We start from the raw sequence: 19,568 nt of genomic DNA on the forward strand, positions 1-19,568 counted from the left end.
AGGGCGGCCACGGACTTGTGCTAGCGTGAAGGAATTGTCTTCGCAATCCGGAGTTTCCTTCATGTCCAAGCTTGTCCATGCCTGCCTAGCGGCAGGCCTCGCCGCTGCTGCCGTCAGTGGCCACGCCCAGGAGCAGAACAACGTGGCCAACGACCCCTACGCATGGCTGGAAGAGGTGGAAGGCCAGAAACAGCTGGACTGGGTGCGGGCGCAGAACGCGAAGGCCGAGGCTGAAATCGCTTCCACGCCGGAGTTCAAGCAACTGGAGGCCAGCATCCTGGCCATCCTGGATTCGGACGCCAAGATTCCGGGCGTGCAGAAGATCGGCCCGTACTACTACAACTTCTGGAAGGACAAGCAGCACGAGCGCGGCCTGTGGCGCCGTACCACCCTGGAGGAGTACCGCAAGCCGCAGCCGCAGTGGGAAACCGTGCTGGACCTGGACGCGCTGAACAAGGCCGAGGGCAAGAACTGGGTCTGGCACGGCGCCGACTGTCGCAAGCCCGACTACACCCGCTGCCTGATTGCGCTCTCGCGCGGCGGCGCCGACGCCGACGAGACCCGCGAATTCGACCTGACCACCAAGACCTTCCTCAAGGACGGCTTCTACCGTCCGGAAGCCAAGGGCGGCCTGGGCTGGAAGGATGCCGACACCGTCTATGTCTTCACCGATTTCGGCGACGGCAGCATGACCACCTCCGGCTATCCGCGCATCGTCAAGGAATGGAAGCGCGGCACCCCGCTGTCGGCCGCCACCGTCGTCTACGAAGGCAAGCCGGACGACATGTACATCGCCGCCTTCCATGACGACACCCCGGGCTTCCAGCGCGACTTCGTCAGCCGCACGCTGGCCTTCTACAACGACGAACTTTTCCTGCGCGGCGCCGACGGCAAGCTGGTCAAGATCGACGTGCCCAATTCGGTCAACAAGGGCGCCTTCCGCGAATGGCTGACCCTGGAACTGCGCGAACCGTGGACCGTCGGCGGCAAGACCTACAAGGCCGGCTCGCTGCTGGTCGCCAAGCTCGACGACTTCATGGCCGGCAAGCGCGAGTTCGACGTGCTGTTCGAGCCGACCGACCGCACCTCGCTGGCCAGCTTCACCTTCACCCGCCACCACCTGGTGCTCAACGTCCTGGAGGACGTCAAGAACAAGCTCAGCGTGCTGACTCCCGGCGAAGGCGGCTGGAAGAAGAGCGAATTCGTCGGCGCGCCCGCGTTCGGCACCCTCGGCGTCAGCGCGGTCGATTCGGATGAAAGCGACGCGGTCTGGCTGACCGCCACCGACTACCTGACCCCGACCACCCTGTCGCTGGCCGACATCGGCAAGCAGCCGGAACAGCTGAAGACGATGCCGACCTTCTTCGATGCCTCGAAGGACGTCATCGAGCAGCATTTCGCCACCTCCAAGGACGGCACCAAGGTGCCCTACTTCGTGGTGCGTCCGAAGGACCTGAAGCTGGACGGCAACACCCCGACCCTGCTGTACGGCTACGGCGGCTTCGAGGTTTCGCTGACCCCGGCCTACTCCGGCGCGGTCGGCAAGGGCTGGCTGGAGAAGGGGGGCGTGTACGTGGTCGCCAACATTCGCGGCGGCGGCGAGTACGGTCCGCGCTGGCACCAGGCCGCGCTGAAGGCCAACCGCCACAAGGCCTACGAGGACTTCGCCGCGGTCGCGCAGGATCTGGTCGCGCGCAAGATCACCACCGCCAGCCGCCTGGGCACCCAGGGCGGCAGCAACGGCGGCCTGTTGATGGGCAACATGCTGACCCAGTACCCGGAACTGTTCGGCGCGATCGTCGTGCAGGTGCCGCTGCTGGACATGAAGCGCTACAGCCACCTGCTGGCCGGCGCGTCGTGGATGGCCGAGTACGGCAATCCCGACACCGCCGATTGGGACTACATCAAGACCTTCTCGCCGTACCACCTGTTTGATCCGGCCAAGACCTATCCGGCGACCCTGTTCACCACCTCCACCCGCGATGACCGCGTCCACCCGGGCCACGCGCGCAAGATGATGGCCAAGATGCTGGAAGCCAACAAGGACGTGCGCTACTACGAGAACATCGAAGGTGGCCACGGCGGCGCGGCCAACAACGCCCAGGCCGCGCACATGAGTGCGCTGGCCTACACCTTCCTGTGGCAGCAACTGGCCAAGTAACCGCAAGCGCGTGAATGCCTTCCCCGTTCGCAGGGAAGGCGAACAGCTCCCTTCCCCCGCCCGCGGGGGAAGGTGCCCGAAGGGCGGATGGGGGCAAGCCCGGCGACTGCGGTCGCCAACCCCCGATCTCCCACCATTGCATCCCGCCGGAACGGACCCCATCCATGAAACCGACTTCCTTCCTGTTCGCGACCGTACTGATGACCGCTCCCTTCGCTTCCGCCGCCGCCGACCTCACGCCGCCCGATGCCGCCAGGAAGCCGCACGTGGTCAAGGCGCCATTCGGTGCCGAGCGCAATGACGAGTACTACTGGCTGCGCGACGACGATCGCAAGAACCCGGAAATGCTGGCCTACCTCAAGGCCGAGAACGCCTACGCCGACGCGCTGATGGCGCCGCTCAAGCCGTTGCAGGACGCCATCTACAAGGAGATCGTCGGCCGCATCAAGCAGGATGACAGCAGCGTGCCGTACCGCGAGCGCGGCTACTGGTACTACACCCGTTTCGAGACCGGCAAGGACTATCCCGTCCATGCCCGTCGCAAGGGCAACATGGAAGCGGCCGAGGAAGTGCTGCTGGACGTCAACGCGCTGGCCGAAGGCAAGGGTTACTACAGCGTGGGCGACTACGAGGTCACTCAGGACAACGGCATCCTCGCCTACGCCGAGGATGCGGTGGGCCGTCGCCAGTACGTCATCAGGTTCAAGAACCTGGCCACCGGCGAGTTGTACCCGGATCAAATCACCGGCGTCTCGCCCAACCTGGTCTGGGCCGACGACAACAAGACGCTGTTCTATGTCGAGAACGACCCGGAGACCCTGCTGACCGTGCGGGTGAAGAAGCACGTGCTCGGCACGCCGGCCTCGCAGGACGTGCTGGTCTACGAGGAGGAGGACGACAGCTTCTACATGGGCATCGGCCGTACCCGCGACGACAAGTTCATCTGCATCGGCGTGGAAAGCACGGTGTCCTCCGAATCGCGCTGCGCGCCGGCCGCCAACCCGGCCGAGTTCACCGTGCTGGCGCCGCGCGAGCGCGACGTCGAGTACAGCGCCGACCACCTGGACGGCCGCTGGGTCATCCGCACCAACTGGAAGGCGCAGAACTTCAAGATCATGACCGCGCCCGACGGCGCCACTTCCCGCGAGCAGTGGAAGGAGTGGGTGCCGCACAGCGACAAGGTCTACATCGAGGGCTTCGAACTGTTCGACGGCTTCACCGCCATCAGCGAGCGTTCCGAGGGCCTGGAGCGGATCCGCCTGTTGCGTGCCGACGGCAAGGAGGAGTACGTGAAGGCCGACGAGCCGGCTTATTCGATGGGCCTGGACGTCAACTCCGAACACGACACCGACTGGCTGCGCTACAGCTACACGTCGATGACCACCCCGGCCACGACCTATGAGTTGAACACGAAGACCGGCGAGCGCCGCCAGCTCAAGCAGCAGCCGGTGATTGGCTACGACGCGTCCAAATACACCACCGAACGCGTATGGGTCGAGGCCCGCGACGGCACCAAGGTGCCGGTGTCGCTGGTCTACCGGAACGGCTTCAAGAAGGACGGCACCGCCGCCCTGCTGCAGTACGGCTATGGCAGCTACGGCGCCTCGATGGATCCGGGCTTCAGCGGCCCGGTGGTCAGCCTGCTGGATCGCGGCATGGTCTATGCCATCGCCCACATCCGCGGCGGCCAGGAAATGGGCCGTGCGTGGTACGACAACGGCAAGCTGCTGCACAAGAAGAACACCTTCAATGACTTCGTCGACGTCACCGACGCGCTGGTCAAGCAGGGCTACGCGGCCAAGGATCGCGTCGCCGCGATGGGCGGCAGCGCCGGTGGCCTGCTGATGGGCGCGATCACCAACCTGGCGCCGGACAAGTACCGCGCGATCGTCTCGCAGGTGCCGTTCGTGGACGTGGTCACCACCATGCTGGATCCGACCATCCCGCTGACCACCAACGAGTACGACGAGTGGGGCAATCCGGAGAAGAAGGAGTTCTACGACTATATCGTCACCTACTCGCCGTACGACAACCTCAAGTCGCATGCGTATCCGGCGATCTTCGTCGGCACCGGCCTGTGGGACTCGCAGGTGCAGTACTGGGAACCGGCCAAGTACGTCGCCCGCCTGCGCGACGTCAACACCGGCAAGCTGCCGGTGCTGTTCCGCACCAACATGGAAGCCGGCCACGGCGGCAAGTCCGGCCGCTTCCGCCGCTACCAGGAAATGTCGGAGTACTACGCGTTCGTGCTGGATCAGCTCGGGGCGGATACCGCGGTCAAGTAATCCGCTCTCGCTTCATCGCGATGCTTGCAGAAGAGCCGGGCCATGCCCGGCTCTTTTTTTGTACCTGGCTCATGGAGTGATTTTCCTTATCGAGCGCCCCCATCCCAGCCTTCCCCCGTAAACGGGGGAAGGGGCTTTCCTGACGTACTTGTTTTCCTGTCAACGGAAATAGTACTGCCCCCTCCCCCGCGAGCGGGGGAGGGCTGGGGTGGGGGCAAGCCGGCGCCATGACATCGGCCGATCGGCACCAGGTATCGAACGTTGATGCGCCTGCCCGGTTCACAAGGATGATGTGATACGGCGCCGCATGCGTCATTCGGTGGCTGACGCGGCGCGCCCACATGCGGTAAAAGGTGCCGGTGAACGACGACACGCCGCCGCCGGCTTCCTCGCGACGCTTCCGCTGGGCGTGGTGGCTGCTGGCCTACGCCAGCCTGGGCACGGGCATCCTGGGCATTTTCGTGCCAGGGCTGCCGACCACGGTGTTCATCCTGATCGCGGCCTATGCGGCGTCGCGTGGGTCGGATCGCCTGCACCACTACCTGCTGTCGCATCCCCGCTTCGGGCCGATGATCCGCGACTGGCAGGCCCACGGCGCGGTGTCGCGCCGGGCCAAGTGGGCGGCGACCTGGGCGATGCTGGCCTGCGCGCTGATCCTGCTGGCGGTGATGCTGATCGCCGGATCCCACCGGCTGTGGATGGTGCTGCTGCCGATTGGCTGCATGGCGGCGGTGGGGACCTGGCTGTGGCGCCGCCCGGAACCGCCGCGCTGACGCCATTCCGATTCATCCCCGGCTGGCTATACTGCGCCGCATGAACCGATCGCTCCGTCTGCTGTCCGCCGCCATCGCCATGGCGCTCCTCGCCGCCTGCGGCGCCAAGGGTCCGCTGTTCCTGCCGGAGAAGCCGGCGCCGGAGACCGAGATCCCGGCCGAAGCGCCGGTCGAACCGGCTGCCGAAGGCACCGAAACCGCGCCGGCCGATTCGACGGATTCGACCGACACGGCGACGCCGCCCGCCAAACCCATCGCGGAGCCGGCCAACCCGCCCAGCACGCCATGAGCGCACGGCCTCCGGCCTCGGCGATGATTTCCTTCACCAAGATGCACGGCGCGGGCAACGACTTCGTCGTGCTCGATCTGCGCGACGACATCCCGCCTCCGGGGCCCGAACTGGCCGCGCGCCTGGCCGATCGCCACTTCGGCGTCGGCTGCGACCAGATCCTGACCATCGAGCCGCCGCGCAGCGCCGGCGCGGTGGCGTCCTACCGGATCTGGAATTCGGATGGCTCCACTTCGCAGCAGTGCGGCAACGGCGCGCGCTGCGTGGCGGCCTGGCTGATGCGCGACGGCGTCGCCAGCGGCAAGCGCTTCCGGGTCGACAGCCCGCTGACCGCGCACGACGTGGAACACCTGGGCGGCGATCGTTATGCCATCGCCATGGGCGTGCCGCAGTTCGTGCCGGCGCGGATTCCGCTAGCCGGGTTCGAACAGGTGCAGGACGAGTACGACGTGCGAGTGGACGAGGATCTGCGGCTGCGTTTCGGCGCGGTGTCCATGGGCAATCCACACGCGGTGGTCGAGGTGGCCTCGGTGGCCGACGCGCCTGTGCTGAAGGTCGGCCCTGCCTTGCAGCAGTCGACGTGGTTTCCGGAGTCGGTCAACGTCGGTTTCGCCGAGGTGGTTGCGCGTGACCGCATCCGCCTGCGCGTCTACGAGCGCGGCGTCGGCGAGACCCTGGCCTGCGGCAGCGGCGCCTGCGCCGCGGCGGTGGTGCTGATGAAGCGTGGTCGCATCGATCGCGCCGCGACGGTATCGCTGCCGGGCGGCGATCTGCACATCCAATGGCCGGCGGACGATGCCGAAGTGGTGATGTCCGGCCCGACCGCATTCGTATTCGAAGGGGAATGGAACGCATGAACGAGAACGAGAAGCTGGGTGCCCACGAAATCGCCGCCTGGCTGCGCCGCCACCCCACCTTCCTGAAGCAGTTCCCGGACCTGGCGCTGAGCATGGTGGTGCCGCGCGACGATGGTCGCACCGCCTCGCTGGCCAGCTACCAGCTGGAAGTGCTGCGCGACAAGAACCGCGAGTTGTCCAAGCGCCTGAACGATCTGTTCGCCAACGCGCAGGAAAACGAGCGGCTGGCGGTGCGCACGCACCAGCTGACCCTGTCGTTGCTCAAGCAGAACAGCGCCGCCGACACCCTGCGCGCGATGGCCGCCTCGCTGGCCGAGGACTTCAACGGCGACCGCGTCAGCATCGTGCTGCTCAAGCCGGTGGCCGGCCTGGAAGGGGCGGAATGGTTGCAGGTGATTGCCGAAGGCAACGCCATCCTGGCGCCGTTCCGCGATTGCCTGAAGGACGGCGAGCCGATCTGTGGCCGCCTGCAGCCGGAAAAGAACGTCGTGCTATACGCCGCCCGTGCCGAGGAAGTGCAGTCTTCCGCCCTGCTGCCCTTGCCGGGCGTGGGCCTGGTGGCGGTCGGCAGCCTGGACGGCAACCGTTTCTACCCGGGCATGGGCACGCTGTTCCTGCGCATGATGGGCGAGGCGCTGACCACGGCACTGAAACGGTTCGAGGGCTGAGGACCAAGGCGTCCCGGCGCCTCGTCCAACTCTCCGATCCGTCATTCCGGCGTATGCTGGAATCCATTGCGCGGGACGCTGGCGCGGCAGTCGATGAGCAGGAACCGTCAACACAAGTCGGATATCGAGCCCGCACCGGCTACTCGCCAGGGCGAAGCCGGTCTTGACGAACCGGTCGGTGTCGTCGAGGAATTCCTTGCCCACCTGCAGGTCGAGCGGCGCATGTCCGCGCATACGCTGGATGCCTATCGCCGCGACCTGACCGCGCTCGCGGGGTGGTCCACGGAGCAGGGCGCCGACGTGATCGGCCTGCACACCGAGCAACTGCGCAGCTTCGTCGCCAGCGAGCACCGGCGCGGGTTGTCGCCCAAGAGTCTGCAACGCCGACTGTCGGCCTGCCGCAGCTTCTATCAATGGCTGTTGAAGCACGGGCGCATCGCCGCCAGCCCAGCCGCCGCACTGCGCGCACCCAAGGCGCCGCGCAAGCTGCCGCAGGTGCTGGACGCCGACGAGGCGACGCGACTGGTGGAAGTGCCGACCGACGTGCCGCTGGGCCTGCGCGATCGCGCGTTGCTGGAACTGTTCTATTCCTCCGGCCTGCGCCTGAGCGAGCTGTGCGCGCTGCGCTGGCGCGATCTGGATCTGGCTTCCGGCTTCGTGACCGTGCTTGGCAAGGGCAGCAAGGAGCGCAAGGTGCCGGTCGGCTCCCACGCGCGCAACGCGCTGGAGGCGTGGCGCGCCGAACAGGGCGGCACCAGCGAGGCGCATGTGTTTCCCGGTCGCGGCGGCGGCCCGATTTCCCAGCGCGCCGTGCAGATCCGGCTCAAGCAGCTGGCGCAGCGCCAGGGCCTGTTCAAGCACGTGCACCCGCACATGCTGCGGCACAGTTTCGCCAGCCATATCCTGGAATCCTCCGGCGACCTGCGCGGCGTGCAGGAACTGCTCGGCCACGCCGACATCGCCACCACCCAGATCTACACGCATCTGGATTTCCAGCATCTGGCGAAGGTGTATGACGCGGCGCATCCGAGGGCGAAGCGGAAGCGGTGAGCTTGGCCTCCGCTTTTGCCGGCCATTTCACGATGAAAATTGATTGAAAAATAGGTTTTGTCGAAATGGATGTGCGTCATGAGCGGGATGAAAATGCAGATATGGATCATCCTCATGGCCGCCGACTTGGTGGTGTATTACGCCGCCTGGTTTTATGGCTGGAAGCGGCTAGGTAAAGTCGCGCTGGACGAAAGAGCACGATTGCAAGTACCCAATCCCTGGCGGGATTTCTCATACGAACTGCTTGCATTCACGGCTTCACGTGTTTTCCTGCGTATCACGGATGCGAGAGCCAGACGGGCATTCGGGCTGACATTGGTGATGACACCAGTTCCCATCGCGCTGGTTGTCGGATTCTGGATTGCTGTTTCCTGAGCAGCTCGCCGGGGCGGCGCTTTGGCATCATGGGGTGGGAACGGGCTGGGTGCGCGCGGTGCCTATGACAGGCAATCGCGGCAACCCTGGACAGGATCTGAGGCGACGCCCTTCCCCAAAAGTCACGCTTGATCCGCCTCCGGGCGTCCCCACCTCAGGGAGAACCCCCCGGAGGCCTCCATGGACCCAAGCCAGAATCCCAACGTGTTCCACGCCACCACCATCATCTCGGTCCGCCGCGACGGTCATGTCGCCGTGGCCGGTGACGGGCAGGTGACGCTGGGGCATACCGTCATGAAAGGCAATGCGCGCAAGGTGCGCCGGCTGGGCCGCGATGGCCAGGTGCTGGCCGGCTTCGCGGGCGCCGCCGCCGACGCCTTCACCCTGTTCGAACTGTTCGAGGCCAAGCTCGAGAAGCACGGCCAGTTGCAGCGCGCCGCCGTGGAGCTGGCCAAGGATTGGCGCACCGAGCGCCGCCTCGGCAAGCTGGAAGCGCTGCTGGCGGTGGCCGACAAGGAAACCTCGCTGATCATCAGCGGCACCGGCGATGTCATCGAGCCGGAGGACGGCATCATCGCGATTGGTTCGGGCGGTTCCTACGCGTTGTCCGCCGCGCGCGCGCTGCTGGCGCACACCCAGCTCGATGCGAAGTCGATTGCGGTCGAGGCGCTGAACATCGCGGGCGATATCTGTATCTATACCAATCGCAACGTGGTGGTTGAAGAGCTCTAGTTCCGGGATTGGGGATTCGGGATTGGGGATTCGCGGAAGCGGGTCCGGATCCTGGTCCTCCCGTCCTCTTTCATTCCCTGTTTCCCACGAATCACGAATCCCCCATGGCCAATCTCGAATCTTCCACCATGACCCCGCGCGAGATCGTGCAGGAGCTGGACCGGCATATCGTCGGCCAGCATTCGGCCAAGCGCGCGGTCGCCATCGCGCTGCGCAACCGCTGGCGCCGCATGCAGCTGCCCGAGGCGCTGCGCAATGAAGTGATGCCCAAGAACATCCTGCTGATCGGTCCCACCGGCGTCGGCAAGACCGAAATCGCGCGCCGGCTGGCGACGCTGGCGAACGCGCCGTTCGTCAAGGTCGAAGCGACCCGCTTCACCGAGGTCGGCTATGTCGGCAAGGATGTCGAGCAGATCGTGCGCGATCTGGCCGACACCGCGGTCAAGATGTATCGCGAGCAGGCCAAGGTGCGCGTGCGCACCCAGGCCGAGGAGCGCGCCGAGGATCGCATCCTGGACGCGCTGCTGCCGCGCCGCAGCGTCGGCGTCGGCTTCGATCCGGAAGCCGCGCGCAACGAGCCGTCGGCGCAGGACAACGACACCCGCATCAAGTTCCGCAAGATGCTGCGCAACGGCGAGCTGGACGACCGCGAGATCGAGCTGGAGCTGGCCGCCAATGTCGGCGTGGACATCATGACCCCGCCGGGCATGGAAGAGATGGGCCAGCAGCTGCGCCAGATGTTCTCCAACCTGGGCGGCGCCAAGACCCACAAGCGCACCGTGACCATCAAGGCCGCGCGTCCGCAGCTGATCGAGGACGAGGCCGCCAAGCTGGTCAACGAGGACGATATCCGCACCGCGGCCATCGAAGCCTGCGAGCAGAACGGCATCGTCTTCATCGACGAGATCGACAAGGTCGCCAAGCGCGGTGACAACATCGGCGGTGGCGACGTCAGCCGCGAAGGCGTGCAGCGCGATCTGCTGCCGCTGGTGGAAGGCTCCAACGTCAGCACCAAGTACGGCACGGTCAAGACCGACCACATCCTGTTCATCGCCTCCGGCGCGTTCCACCTGGCCAAGCCCAGCGATCTGATTCCGGAGCTGCAGGGGCGTTTCCCGATCCGGGTGGAGCTGTCGGCGCTGTCCAAGCAGGATTTCATCCGCATCCTGACCGAGCCCAAGGCGGCGCTGACCAAGCAGTACGTCGAGCTGATGAAGACCGAGGGCGTGGCGCTGGACTTCAGCGACGACGCCGTCGATCGCCTTGCCGAGATCGCCGCGCAGGTCAACGAGCGCCAGGAAAACATCGGCGCGCGCCGCCTGCACACCGTGCTGGAACGCCTGCTCGATACCCTGAGCTACGAAGCCCCCGACCGCGACGGCCAGGCCGTGTCCATCGACCGCGCCTACGTCGACTCGCACCTGGGCGAACTGGTGCAGGATCCGGATCTGAGCCGGTACATCCTGTAACTACGTTCGTGGAACCCGGAACTTGGAGACGAACCCGTCAGCCGGCCGTCCGCGCCGCCTCGTCGATCAATCCGGCCACCGCCGCGGCCTGCGAGGCCAGCGAGGCGTGGCTGGCATCCAGCGCCAGCAGCGCGCGCGGATTCATCCGTTCGGCCATGTGCTTCTGGTTGTCGGGATGGATCATGCGGTCCTGGGTCGAGAGCTGATACCAACTGGGTTTTTTCTTCCAGGCCGGTGCTGTGACGGTGTCGCCGAAGGTACTCGCCAACGGTGCTTTCTGCGCTATCGCCATGACCAGTGCGTCGTCGGCATCCAGATCCTGGCAGAAGCTCTCGTGGAATTTGTCGTACCGGATCCACAGATAGCCGTCGCTGTCGGGTGCGAGGTTGGCGATCGCGGCGGGTGGATGCGCCTGGCTGATGCCGCCCGGGCTTTCGCCCGCATCCGGGGCGAAAGCCGCGATGTAGACCAGGCCGGCGACGTTGGGCTGGTCGCCAGCCTCGGTGATCACCGCGCCGCCGTAGGAATGCCCGACCAGCAGCACGGGGCCGGGCTGCTGGGCGACCATCTTGCGGGTGCGTTCGGCGTCGTCGGCCAGCGAGGTGAGCGGGAGTTCGACCGCGCGGATGCGGTCGTGCCCCTTGCGCGAGAGTTCCAGGATGACGTTCCGCCAGTGCGCCGCGCCGCCCCAGAAACCATGGACCAGGACGAGGGTGGGTGTGCTCATGAGCCGACTCCCTTGATTGAGTGGTGTTGCCCGATGACACCGTGGCCCGGCCATGGCCGAGACGAACTGGACTATGGCAGGCCGATCGTTCATTCCGGGTCTGCATCCGGTGTCGCCCCGATGACGCTGCGGCAATGCCGGGTGGCCGCCCGGGGACGGCCGGGCCGCGGACGGCCCTCAATCCTCGCCGATGTCCTCGTTCCACACCTCGGGGTTGGCGCGGATGTAGTCGCCGAGCAGGGCGATGCATTCCTCGCTGCGCAGGTCGATGACGTTGACGCCGCTCTCGCGCAGCCAGTCGATGCCGCCACGGAAGTTCACCGATTCGCCCACCACCACCGTGCCGATGTTGAACTGGCGCACCAGCCCGCTGCAGTACCAGCACGGTGCCAGGGTGGTGACCATGATGGTGTCCCGGTAGCGGCGCTGGCGTCCGGCCTTGCGGAAGGCATCGGTCTCGCCGTGCACGGAGGGATCGTTCTCCTGGATGCGGCGGTTGTGGCCGCAGCCAAGCAGGCGACCGTCGTCGTGGTACAGCGCCGCGCCGATCGGGATGCCGCCTTCGGCCAGGCCCTGGCGGGCTTCGGTGATGGCGGTCTCAAGCAATGCGCGATAGTCGATGGACATGGACGATTCCGGGTGGCGGGCAGGGCGTGATACTGCCATGCTCGGAGGCCGGAACGGGCGTGGGGTCCCGCTCCGCCCCGGCTGCGGCCGGGGCACCGGCGACAAGGGGAGAAGCCATGAAACACCGTAGTCGACGGTCGCGCTGGCAGACCGCGTGGTCCGCCTGCATCGTCGCGCTGGGCATTGCGCTGGGCGCGGCCCATGCGCAAGCGCAGGCCGCAGGCGCCACCATCGTCCAGGGACGCCTGGCGCTGCACTGGGGCGATCCCGCGCCCGTGCCGCGCCAGCAGAAAGCGCCCCCCGCGCGGCTGCGTGCGGTGTTGCTGGCCGATGATGGCCGCCGCATCCCGCTCGATCCTGCCCAAGCCAAACGCGCGGCGGTGGACCTGTATGCACTGGCCAATCGCCGGGTCGCGGTTTCGTTGCCGGCGCAGGCGCGGGGTATCTCCGCCCGGGAACGCTTCGTGGATGCGATCGTGCCCGCGGATCGGCTGGCCCAGGCGGCGCCCGTACGGGGCGGCAAGCAGGTTGCCGCCGCGGCCGCGGTGATGGGCAACACCCGCTGGGTGACCGTGATGTGCAAGTTCTCCGACATCGCCACCGAGCAGAAGGACCGGGCGTTCTTCACCAGCCAGTATGGCAATGCGATCGGGCAGCTCGGCCACTACTGGAGCGAAGTCTCCTATGGCCAGATCAACCTGGCGGGCAGTTCGGCCTATGGCTGGTTCAGCCTGCCCAATCCGCGATCCAGCTATGTGACCACGGTCGAGGGGAAGGACGAGGCGGATCTGGATCGCCTGTTCCAGGATTGCGTCGCCGCCGCGGACGCGCAGGTGGATTTTACCGGCGTGCAGGGCATCAACATGATGTTCAACGGCGATCTGGATGGCTATGCCTGGGGTGGTGGCGCGTGCGCGGTGATGGACGGCGCGCGCCGATGCCCGCGCACCACCTGGAATCCACCGTGGTCGTTCGCCAATCTCGCGCCGCTGGCGCACGAGATGGGGCATGGCTACGGGCTGCCGCATTCGGACAACTCGGATGGCGACGACGATACCTACGACAATCCGTGGGACGTGATGAGCGATGGTTGGCGCAACGCGGTCGCCGATCCGGTCTACGGCACGCGGCCCAAGCACATCAACATGATCCAGCGGGACCGCCTGGGCTGGGTGGCGGGCGCGCGCAAATGGGTGGTTCCCGCCACGCTCACGGGCAGCTGGCAGTTCGAGCTGGAGTATGCGGCCCTGGCCGATGGCACCGGTCGCCAGTTGGTGGTGCTGGATACGCCGGAGCAGGCCGATCCCGCGCTCACGGTTTCGTACACGCTGGAGGCGCGCAGCCGGTCGGGCAATTACGAGGCGGCGCTGGCCGGCAGCGCGGTGATCGTGCATCGCGTGCGCGGCGGCACCGCCTACAGCGAAGACGCCGACATGCCGCCGGCGAACGTGGCCAACAACGAGGGAACGATGTTCAAGGTGGGCGAGACGTGGTCCGCGCCGAATGGTGGCTACCGGCTGCGCGTGGACGGCGCCACCGCGCGGGGATTCCTGGTCACGCTGACCGCGGGCGGGCAGGTCACCGGCGGGCCGTTGCCCGCGCGGGTGGGCACGCCGCCGGCCAGTGCGCCCGCGCCTGCGGTCGCCGGCCCGGGTCGGATCGGCGCGCGTCCGCCGCTGCTTCGTCGCATGCCCTTCCGCGATCCTCGCCGGATCCGCTGATGTACGCGCCGCTCAGCGGTCCGCGGCGGCGGTGTCCACGCTGACCACCACCGACATGCCCGGACGCAGTCGTGCCGCGGCGGCCTGGCCGGAATCGATCGCGATCTTCACCGGAATGCGCTGGGCGATCTTCACGTAATTGCCGGTGGCGTTGTCCGGCGGCAGCACGCTGAACTCGGAACCGGTGGCGGGCGAGATCTCCAGCACGCGCCCGCGCAGGCGTTCCCCGCCGAGCGCATCGACGGTGAAGCTGGCCGGCTGGCCCAGCCGCACCTTCGCCATCTGGGTTTCCTTGAAATTGGCGATCACCCACATCGTGTCCGGCACCAGCGCCATCAGCTGGGTGCCGTTGGTGACGTAAGCGCCCTGGCGCACCGTCACCTGGCCGAGCTGGCCGTCGCGCGGGGCGTGGATGCGGGTGTTGTCGAAATTGATCTGCGCCAGTTGCACCGCCGCGCGCGCGCTGGCGACCGCCGCTTCCAGCACCGCGAGGTTGACGTCGACGCTGCGCACGCCCTGGCGTGCGACCTCCAGCCCGGCGCGGGACTGGCTGAGGTTGGCTTCGGCCTGCGCGTTGGCGGCGAAGGCCGTATCGCGGTCCTGCTCGGAAAGCAGATGCTCGTGGGCGAGCTGATCCGCGCGCCGCAGCGCCGAACGGGTGCGTCGTTCCTGCGCCGCGTTGCTGGCGATCACCGCGCGGCTCTGGGCGACGTTGGCCTCGGCGCTGCGGTGCTGCTGGGTCCAGTTGGCGAGATTGGCCTCGGCGGACTGCAACTGCGCGCGTGCCTGGTCCAGCTGTTGCCGGTAGATCCGATCATCGATCGCCACCAGCAGCGCGCCCTTGCGCACATGCTGGAAATCCTGCACCGGCACGTCGGTGACGTAGCCGCTGACCTGCGGGCTGATCAGGGTCGTCTGTCCACGCACCATCGCGTTCTCGGTGGTCTGGAGCGCGCTGGTGAAGGGCGGCAGCTGCCAGGCGTAGAGCACCACGCCCACGCCCAGCAGGGCCAGCAGTGCGAATCCGGTCAGGCCCAGCAGGCGGCGCCGGCGGCGTGCGGGCTGGCGGGCGGCCGGTTCGGCATCGGGAGGAGGATTGGCGGCTGTGTTCATGCTTGCGTCGGCCGTGGAGAAGGGGAAGGCGAAGGCGGTGCGGGCGTGGGGGGCGGCGGATTCAGTCGTCGCCACCACAGATCCGCGTAGATCCAGAGCAGGGTGAAGATGGCCAGCCAGGCCACCATCAGGAAGACATCGTTGTAGGCCAGCACGTTGGCCTCGCGGGTCACGGTCGCGCCCATCGCGCGCATGCCCTGCGCGTTGCGCAGGACCGGATCGCCGAGCGTGTGCGCATAGCCGGCCGCCGTTCCCTGCACGCGGGCGGCCACCTGCGGATCCAGCAGGGTGATGTGCTCGGCGAGCTGGCTGGCATGGAATTTCTCGCGCACCACCTGGAACGTGCCCAGCAGCGCGGAGCCGAGCAGGCCGCCCATGTTCTGGGTCATGCCGAACAGCACCACGAAGCTGATCAGGTTGCCGGGCTGGGACAGGATCGCGCCGATGCCGCTGATCATCGCCGGGCCGATGAAGAAGGTGCTGCCGAACGCCAGCAGGAACTGGCTGAAATACATCTGTTCGGGGCGGGTCAGGTTGCTGGAATGCGCGTCCATGAACGCGCCGGTGGCGATCAGCAGCACCGCGAACATCAGGTGCTGGCCGGTGTGCTGCGGGCGGATGGTCAGCGCGCTGACGGCGACGCCGGCCACGCAGCCGACCAGCACCCACGCGTACATCGTGTGCAATTCGTCGTTGTTCAGGCCCAGGTTCTGCATGAACCCCACCGCGCCGATGCTCTGCTCGGACAGTACGATGCGGATCAGCACGATGGACAGCGCCAGCCGCATCATCGTGCCGCTGGCCAGCCAGCGGGTGTTGATGAGCGGATTCTTCCGGTAATGCTCGATCGCCACCGAACTGATCAGCAGCACGATCGCCATCGCCAGGGTCACCCCCAGCCACGGATTCTCGGTCCACCACAGATAGCGACCCAGCGACAGCACCGCGGCCAGGCAGGCGGCGCCGCCGGCGAACAGGGAGAAGGTCAGGAAATCCAGCTTCTCGAACACCTTCGTGCGATCGCTGGGCGGCAGCTTGAGCACCAGCACGCAGGCCAGCGCCACGATCGCCAGGCCCAATTCGAACAGATACAGGCCGCGCCATTCGCCATACTGCAGCAGCTCGGTGGAGAAGATGCGCGCCAGCGGCAGCGCCAGCTGGCTCATGCCCAGCCCGATCACCACCGCCTTGAGCCGCATCCGCGCCGGAAACGCCTGGATCATGTAGTACAGGCCCAGCGTGCTCAGCGCCGCGCCGACCAGCCCGTGCGCGGCGCGCACCGCGATGGCCGAACCGAGATCGTTGACGAACAGGTGGGCGAACGCGATCAGCGCGTACAGCACCAGGAAGATCTCGGTGAACAGCCGCAGGCCGTACTGCTGGCGGAACTTGACCAGCAGCAGATTGGCCGAGACGTTGGTCATCACGTAGGCCGCCGGCAGCCACGCCATCTCCCAGGCATAGGCGCCCAGGGTGCCTTGCAGGTTCAGCAGGTTGGCGGTGACCAGGGCGTTGCTCAGGCCGCCGGTGAGCGCGACCACCACGCCGACGATGGCGAACTGGATGCGCCGGCGGACCGGGTGCAGCGGGGTGGAGGGCGACCCGGGGAACGTGGGGCGCTCGTGCGGCAGCCATTCGCGGGGGGTATAGCGGCTGCTCACGGGCGGGTCGGCATCCTCTGGAAGACGAATGGCGTTGTCACCACGGTATTGTCCCACGGCCGCGCCGGCAAGATCCCCCCGGACGGTGCGATAATCCGTCCCATGAGCGAATCCCCCTACCAATCAGGCACCACCCATTTCGGTTTCCGCGACGTCGACGCCCGGGACAAGCAGAAACTGGTCGGCGAGGTGTTCACCTCGGTCGCCGGCAAGTACGACCTGATGAACGACCTGATGAGCCTGGGCATCCATCGGATCTGGAAGCGCTATTTCGTCGGCACCTGCCAGGTCAAGCGCGGCGATCGCGTGCTGGATCTGGCCGGCGGCACCGGCGACATCGCCGCGCTGCTGAAGGATCGTGTGGGCGAGACCGGCGAGATCGTGCTTGGCGACATCAACGCCGGCATGCTGTCGGTCGGCCGCGATCGCATGACCGATCGCGGGCTGGTGTCGGGCATGGACTACGTGCAATGCAACGCCGAGGCGCTGCCGTTCCCCGACCGCAGTTTCGATCTGGTCACGATCGCCTTCGGCCTGCGCAATGTCACCGACAAGGATGCCGCGCTGCGCGAGATGCATCGGGTACTGAAGGTTGGCGGCCAGGCGCGGGTGCTGGAATTCTCGGAAGTGACCGCCGAGTGGTTCAAGCCGGTCTACGACTTCCACTCGTTCAAGGTGCTGCCGAAGCTGGGCCAGCTGTTCGCCCGCGACGCCGGCAGTTACCAGTACCTGGCCGAGAGCATCCGCAAGCATCCGCCGCAGGAACAGCTGAAGGCGATGATGGACGAAGCCGGCTTCGCCCGCGCCAGCTACAAGAACCTCAGCGCCGGCATCGTCGCGGTGCATACGGGTTATCGCGTTTAAGCGGTTCCTCCCCCTTCATGGAAGGGGAGCAAGGTTCTGCGCCAAGAGCAAATCCCCCGTCACCCGCTGGCGCGGGTGCCCGCCCCCTTTTTAAAAGGGGGCTATCACGTCGTCACGTGCTTGCAGCGACTGGCTTTTCCTCCCCCTTTTGAAAAGGGGGACCGAGGGGGATTTGCTTCTGGAGCCATCCCCAAGCTGCGCCGCATCAAGGCATCCGCCGCGCGGGCGGGTAAACTTGCCGCTTCCCTGTCGCAGGAATCCCTGATGCGCGCCGTACTGTTGACCCTGTCCTGCGCCGCCGTGCTGGCGGCCGGCTGCTCCCAAGAATCCGCCCCCGCTCCCGAAGCTCCCGCCGCCAAGCCCGCGCCGACCGCCGTGAAGACCGAACGCAGCCACGACGAAAGCTCCTACGCCGAGCCGACCAAGGTCGTCATCAAGGATCTGGCGCTGGATCTGGCGGTCGATTTCGACCAGAAGCAACTCGGCGGTACCGCCAGCTACACCCTGGAATGGAAGGACAAGGCGGCCAAGCAGCTGGTCCTGGACACCCGCGACCTGAGCATCGAGAAGGTCGAAGGCCAGGACGCCGCCGGCGCCTGGGCGCCGCTGCAGTTCAACCTGGCGCAGGCCGACAAGATCTTCGGCAGCAAGTTGACCATCGAGGCGCCGGCGCAGAACGCGCACGTGCGCATCGCCTACAAGACCTCGCCGCAGGCGTCGGGCCTGCAGTGGCTGGCGCCGTCGATGACCGAAGGCAAGCAGTTGCCCTTCATGTTCAGCCAGTCGCAGGCCATCCACGCGCGCAGCTGGGTGCCGCTGCAGGACACCCCGAGCGTGCGCTTCACCTACAGCGCGCACGTGACCTCGCGTCCGGACGTGATGGTGTTGATGAGCGCGGACAACGATCCGGCCGCGTCGCGCGATGGCGATTACAGCTTCAAGATGCCGCAGCCGATTCCGTCCTACCTGCTGGCCATCGCGGCCGGTGATCTGGTGTTCAAGCCGATCTCCAACCGCAGCGGCGTGTGGGCCGAACCGTCGATGGTCGAGAAGGCGACCAAGGAGTTCGAGGACACCGAGAAGATGATCGGCGTGGCCGAATCGCTGTACGGCCCGTACCGCTGGGAACGCTACGACATGCTGGTGCTGCCGCCGTCGTTCCCGTTCGGCGGCATGGAGAACCCGCGCCTGACCTTCGCCACCCCGACCGTGATCGTCGGCGACAAGTCGCTGGTCTCGCTGATCGCGCACGAGCTGGCGCACAGCTGGTCAGGCAACCTGGTGACCAACGCCAGCTGGAAGGACATCTGGCTCAATGAAGGCTTCACCACCTACGTGCAGGACCGCATCACCGAGGCGCTGTACGGCAAGGAACTGGCCGAGATGGAACGCCAGATCGACCAGACCGAACTGCTGGACGAGGTGAAGAACATGTCGCCGGCCGATCAGGCGCTGGCGCTGCCGCCGCTGACCGATCGCGATCCGGATGATTCGCTGAGCCAGGTCGCCTACGTCAAGGGCGCCTGGTTCCTGAAGTTCCTGGAAGAGCGTTTCGGCCGCGCCACCTTCGATCCGTTCCTGCGTGGCTGGTTCGACGACCACGCCTTCCAGAGCGCGACCACCGACCAGTTCGTCGAGTACCTGAAAAAGAACCTGCTGCCGAAGAACCCGAACGCGGTGACCGAGGCCGAACTGAACGCCTGGCTCAACGAGCCCGGCATTCCCAAGTTCGCCGCCAAGGCGCAGTCGCGCGGTTTCTCCAATACCGACACCGCGCGCATCGCCTGGCTGGGCAGCGGCCAGTTGCCGAACCCGCAGGTGACCTCGGGCTGGGTGACCCAGCAGTGGGTGAGCTTCATCAACGGCATGGGCGAGAAGCTGACCGTCGAACAGCTGGCGCAGCTGGACAAGGCCTACCACTTCACCGGCACCCAGAATGGCGAGATCGCCATGCGCTGGTATCCGCTGACCGTGCGCAGCGGCTACCTGGATGCGCGCCCGGAGCTGGGCAAGTTCATCGAGCGCGTCGGTCGCCGCAAGCTGATCATGCCGATCTACGAGGAACTGGTGAAAACCCCGGACGGCCTGGCCTTCGCGGAGGAGAGCTTCGCCCGCGCCAAGCCGGGCTACCACCCGATCACCACCGCGTCGGTCGAGGCCCTGCTGGCCAAGGCCAAGGCGGGCGAAAGCAAGTAA

17 protein-coding genes are annotated in these 19,568 nt (G+C 66.7%); 13 read left to right on the forward strand and 4 right to left on the reverse strand.

All coding sequences use genetic code 11. The annotated features are described in order from the left end of the window. Window positions 1–61 precede the first annotated feature (61 nt). The 10 genes from ACTJI2_RS17660 (at window position 62) to hslU (ending at window position 10,659) form a co-directional block, all read left to right on the forward strand. Window positions 62–2,161, forward strand: a complete 2,100-nt coding sequence (locus ACTJI2_RS17660; protein WP_203323353.1) for a prolyl oligopeptidase family serine peptidase — start codon at window positions 62–64, stop codon at window positions 2,159–2,161. A gap of 164 nt (window positions 2,162–2,325) precedes the next feature. Next, window positions 2,326–4,446 carry a S9 family peptidase gene (locus tag ACTJI2_RS17665; protein ID WP_440842890.1) on the forward strand — a complete coding sequence of 707 codons (2,121 nt, stop codon included), beginning with the start codon at window positions 2,326–2,328 and terminating at the stop codon, window positions 4,444–4,446. A 359-nt stretch (window positions 4,447–4,805) separates the two neighbouring features. Next, the gene (locus tag ACTJI2_RS17670) at window positions 4,806–5,219 is read left to right on the forward strand and encodes a YbaN family protein (protein ID WP_141455385.1); all 414 of its coding nucleotides are present in this window, start codon (window positions 4,806–4,808) and stop codon (window positions 5,217–5,219) included. Between the two features lie 40 nt (window positions 5,220–5,259). After that, window positions 5,260–5,508: an LPS translocon maturation chaperone LptM gene (lptM, locus tag ACTJI2_RS17675; protein WP_440842891.1), complete on the forward strand. Its 249-nt coding sequence runs from the start codon at window positions 5,260–5,262 to the stop codon at window positions 5,506–5,508. After that, complete coding sequence (gene dapF, locus ACTJI2_RS17680; protein WP_440842892.1) at window positions 5,505–6,365, forward strand: diaminopimelate epimerase; 861 nt, start codon at window positions 5,505–5,507, stop codon at window positions 6,363–6,365. The genes lptM and dapF overlap by 4 nt, the downstream gene beginning before the upstream one ends. Next, window positions 6,353–7,033 carry a DUF484 family protein gene (locus ACTJI2_RS17685; protein WP_425504705.1) on the forward strand — a complete coding sequence of 227 codons (681 nt, stop codon included), beginning with the start codon at window positions 6,353–6,355 and terminating at the stop codon, window positions 7,031–7,033. The genes dapF and ACTJI2_RS17685 overlap by 13 nt, the downstream gene beginning before the upstream one ends. A gap of 93 nt (window positions 7,034–7,126) precedes the next feature. Further along, on the forward strand, window positions 7,127–8,083 hold the full coding sequence (gene xerC / locus ACTJI2_RS17690) for a tyrosine recombinase XerC (protein ID WP_192198077.1): 957 nt from the start codon (window positions 7,127–7,129) through the stop codon (window positions 8,081–8,083). A gap of 78 nt (window positions 8,084–8,161) precedes the next feature. Beyond that, window positions 8,162–8,458, forward strand: a complete 297-nt coding sequence (locus ACTJI2_RS17695; RefSeq protein WP_203323357.1) for a hypothetical protein — start codon at window positions 8,162–8,164, stop codon at window positions 8,456–8,458. Window positions 8,459–8,638: 180 nt separating this feature from the next. Then, a complete protein-coding gene (gene hslV / locus ACTJI2_RS17700; protein ID WP_141455391.1) occupies window positions 8,639–9,190 on the forward strand; it encodes an ATP-dependent protease subunit HslV in 552 nt (183 codons plus the stop codon). A gap of 104 nt (window positions 9,191–9,294) precedes the next feature. Further along, complete coding sequence (gene hslU / locus ACTJI2_RS17705) at window positions 9,295–10,659, forward strand: ATP-dependent protease ATPase subunit HslU (RefSeq protein WP_183639397.1); 1,365 nt, start codon at window positions 9,295–9,297, stop codon at window positions 10,657–10,659. A 37-nt stretch (window positions 10,660–10,696) separates the two neighbouring features. Here the strand turns inward: hslU and ACTJI2_RS17710 are convergent, their stop codons facing one another. After that, window positions 10,697–11,386 (reverse strand): alpha/beta hydrolase, encoded by a 690-nt coding sequence (locus tag ACTJI2_RS17710; protein ID WP_183639396.1) that lies wholly within the window; start codon window positions 11,384–11,386, stop codon window positions 10,697–10,699. Window positions 11,387–11,563: 177 nt separating this feature from the next. After that, complete coding sequence (locus tag ACTJI2_RS17715) at window positions 11,564–12,013, reverse strand: nucleoside deaminase (protein ID WP_183639395.1); 450 nt, start codon at window positions 12,011–12,013, stop codon at window positions 11,564–11,566. Window positions 12,014–12,129: 116 nt separating this feature from the next. On the opposite strand from ACTJI2_RS17715, the gene ACTJI2_RS17720 reads away from it, so the two are divergent. Then, entirely contained in the window at window positions 12,130–13,734 is a 1,605-nt protein-coding gene (locus ACTJI2_RS17720) for a hypothetical protein (RefSeq protein ID WP_440842893.1), read from the forward strand. A gap of 12 nt (window positions 13,735–13,746) precedes the next feature. Here the strand turns inward: ACTJI2_RS17720 and ACTJI2_RS17725 are convergent, their stop codons facing one another. Then, window positions 13,747–14,847 carry an HlyD family secretion protein gene (locus ACTJI2_RS17725; protein ID WP_440842894.1) on the reverse strand — a complete coding sequence of 367 codons (1,101 nt, stop codon included), beginning with the start codon at window positions 14,845–14,847 and terminating at the stop codon, window positions 13,747–13,749. Then, on the reverse strand, window positions 14,844–16,508 hold the full coding sequence (locus ACTJI2_RS17730; RefSeq protein ID WP_440842895.1) for an MFS transporter: 1,665 nt from the start codon (window positions 16,506–16,508) through the stop codon (window positions 14,844–14,846). Before ACTJI2_RS17730 ends, ACTJI2_RS17725 begins: the two co-directional genes overlap by 4 nt. Before the next feature lie 102 nt (window positions 16,509–16,610). On the opposite strand from ACTJI2_RS17730, the gene ubiE reads away from it, so the two are divergent. Together ubiE and ACTJI2_RS17740 are read left to right on the forward strand one after the other, a co-directional pair. Continuing rightward, on the forward strand, window positions 16,611–17,372 hold the full coding sequence (gene ubiE / locus ACTJI2_RS17735) for a bifunctional demethylmenaquinone methyltransferase/2-methoxy-6-polyprenyl-1,4-benzoquinol methylase UbiE (protein WP_192198072.1): 762 nt from the start codon (window positions 16,611–16,613) through the stop codon (window positions 17,370–17,372). Window positions 17,373–17,636: 264 nt separating this feature from the next. Continuing rightward, window positions 17,637–19,568: a M1 family metallopeptidase gene (locus tag ACTJI2_RS17740; RefSeq protein ID WP_192198071.1), complete on the forward strand. Its 1,932-nt coding sequence runs from the start codon at window positions 17,637–17,639 to the stop codon at window positions 19,566–19,568.

Origin of the sequence: Pseudoxanthomonas sp. 22568 (genome assembly GCF_052044485.1) — a bacterium.
GTDB lineage: Bacteria > Pseudomonadota > Gammaproteobacteria > Xanthomonadales > Xanthomonadaceae > Pseudoxanthomonas_A > Pseudoxanthomonas_A beigongshangi.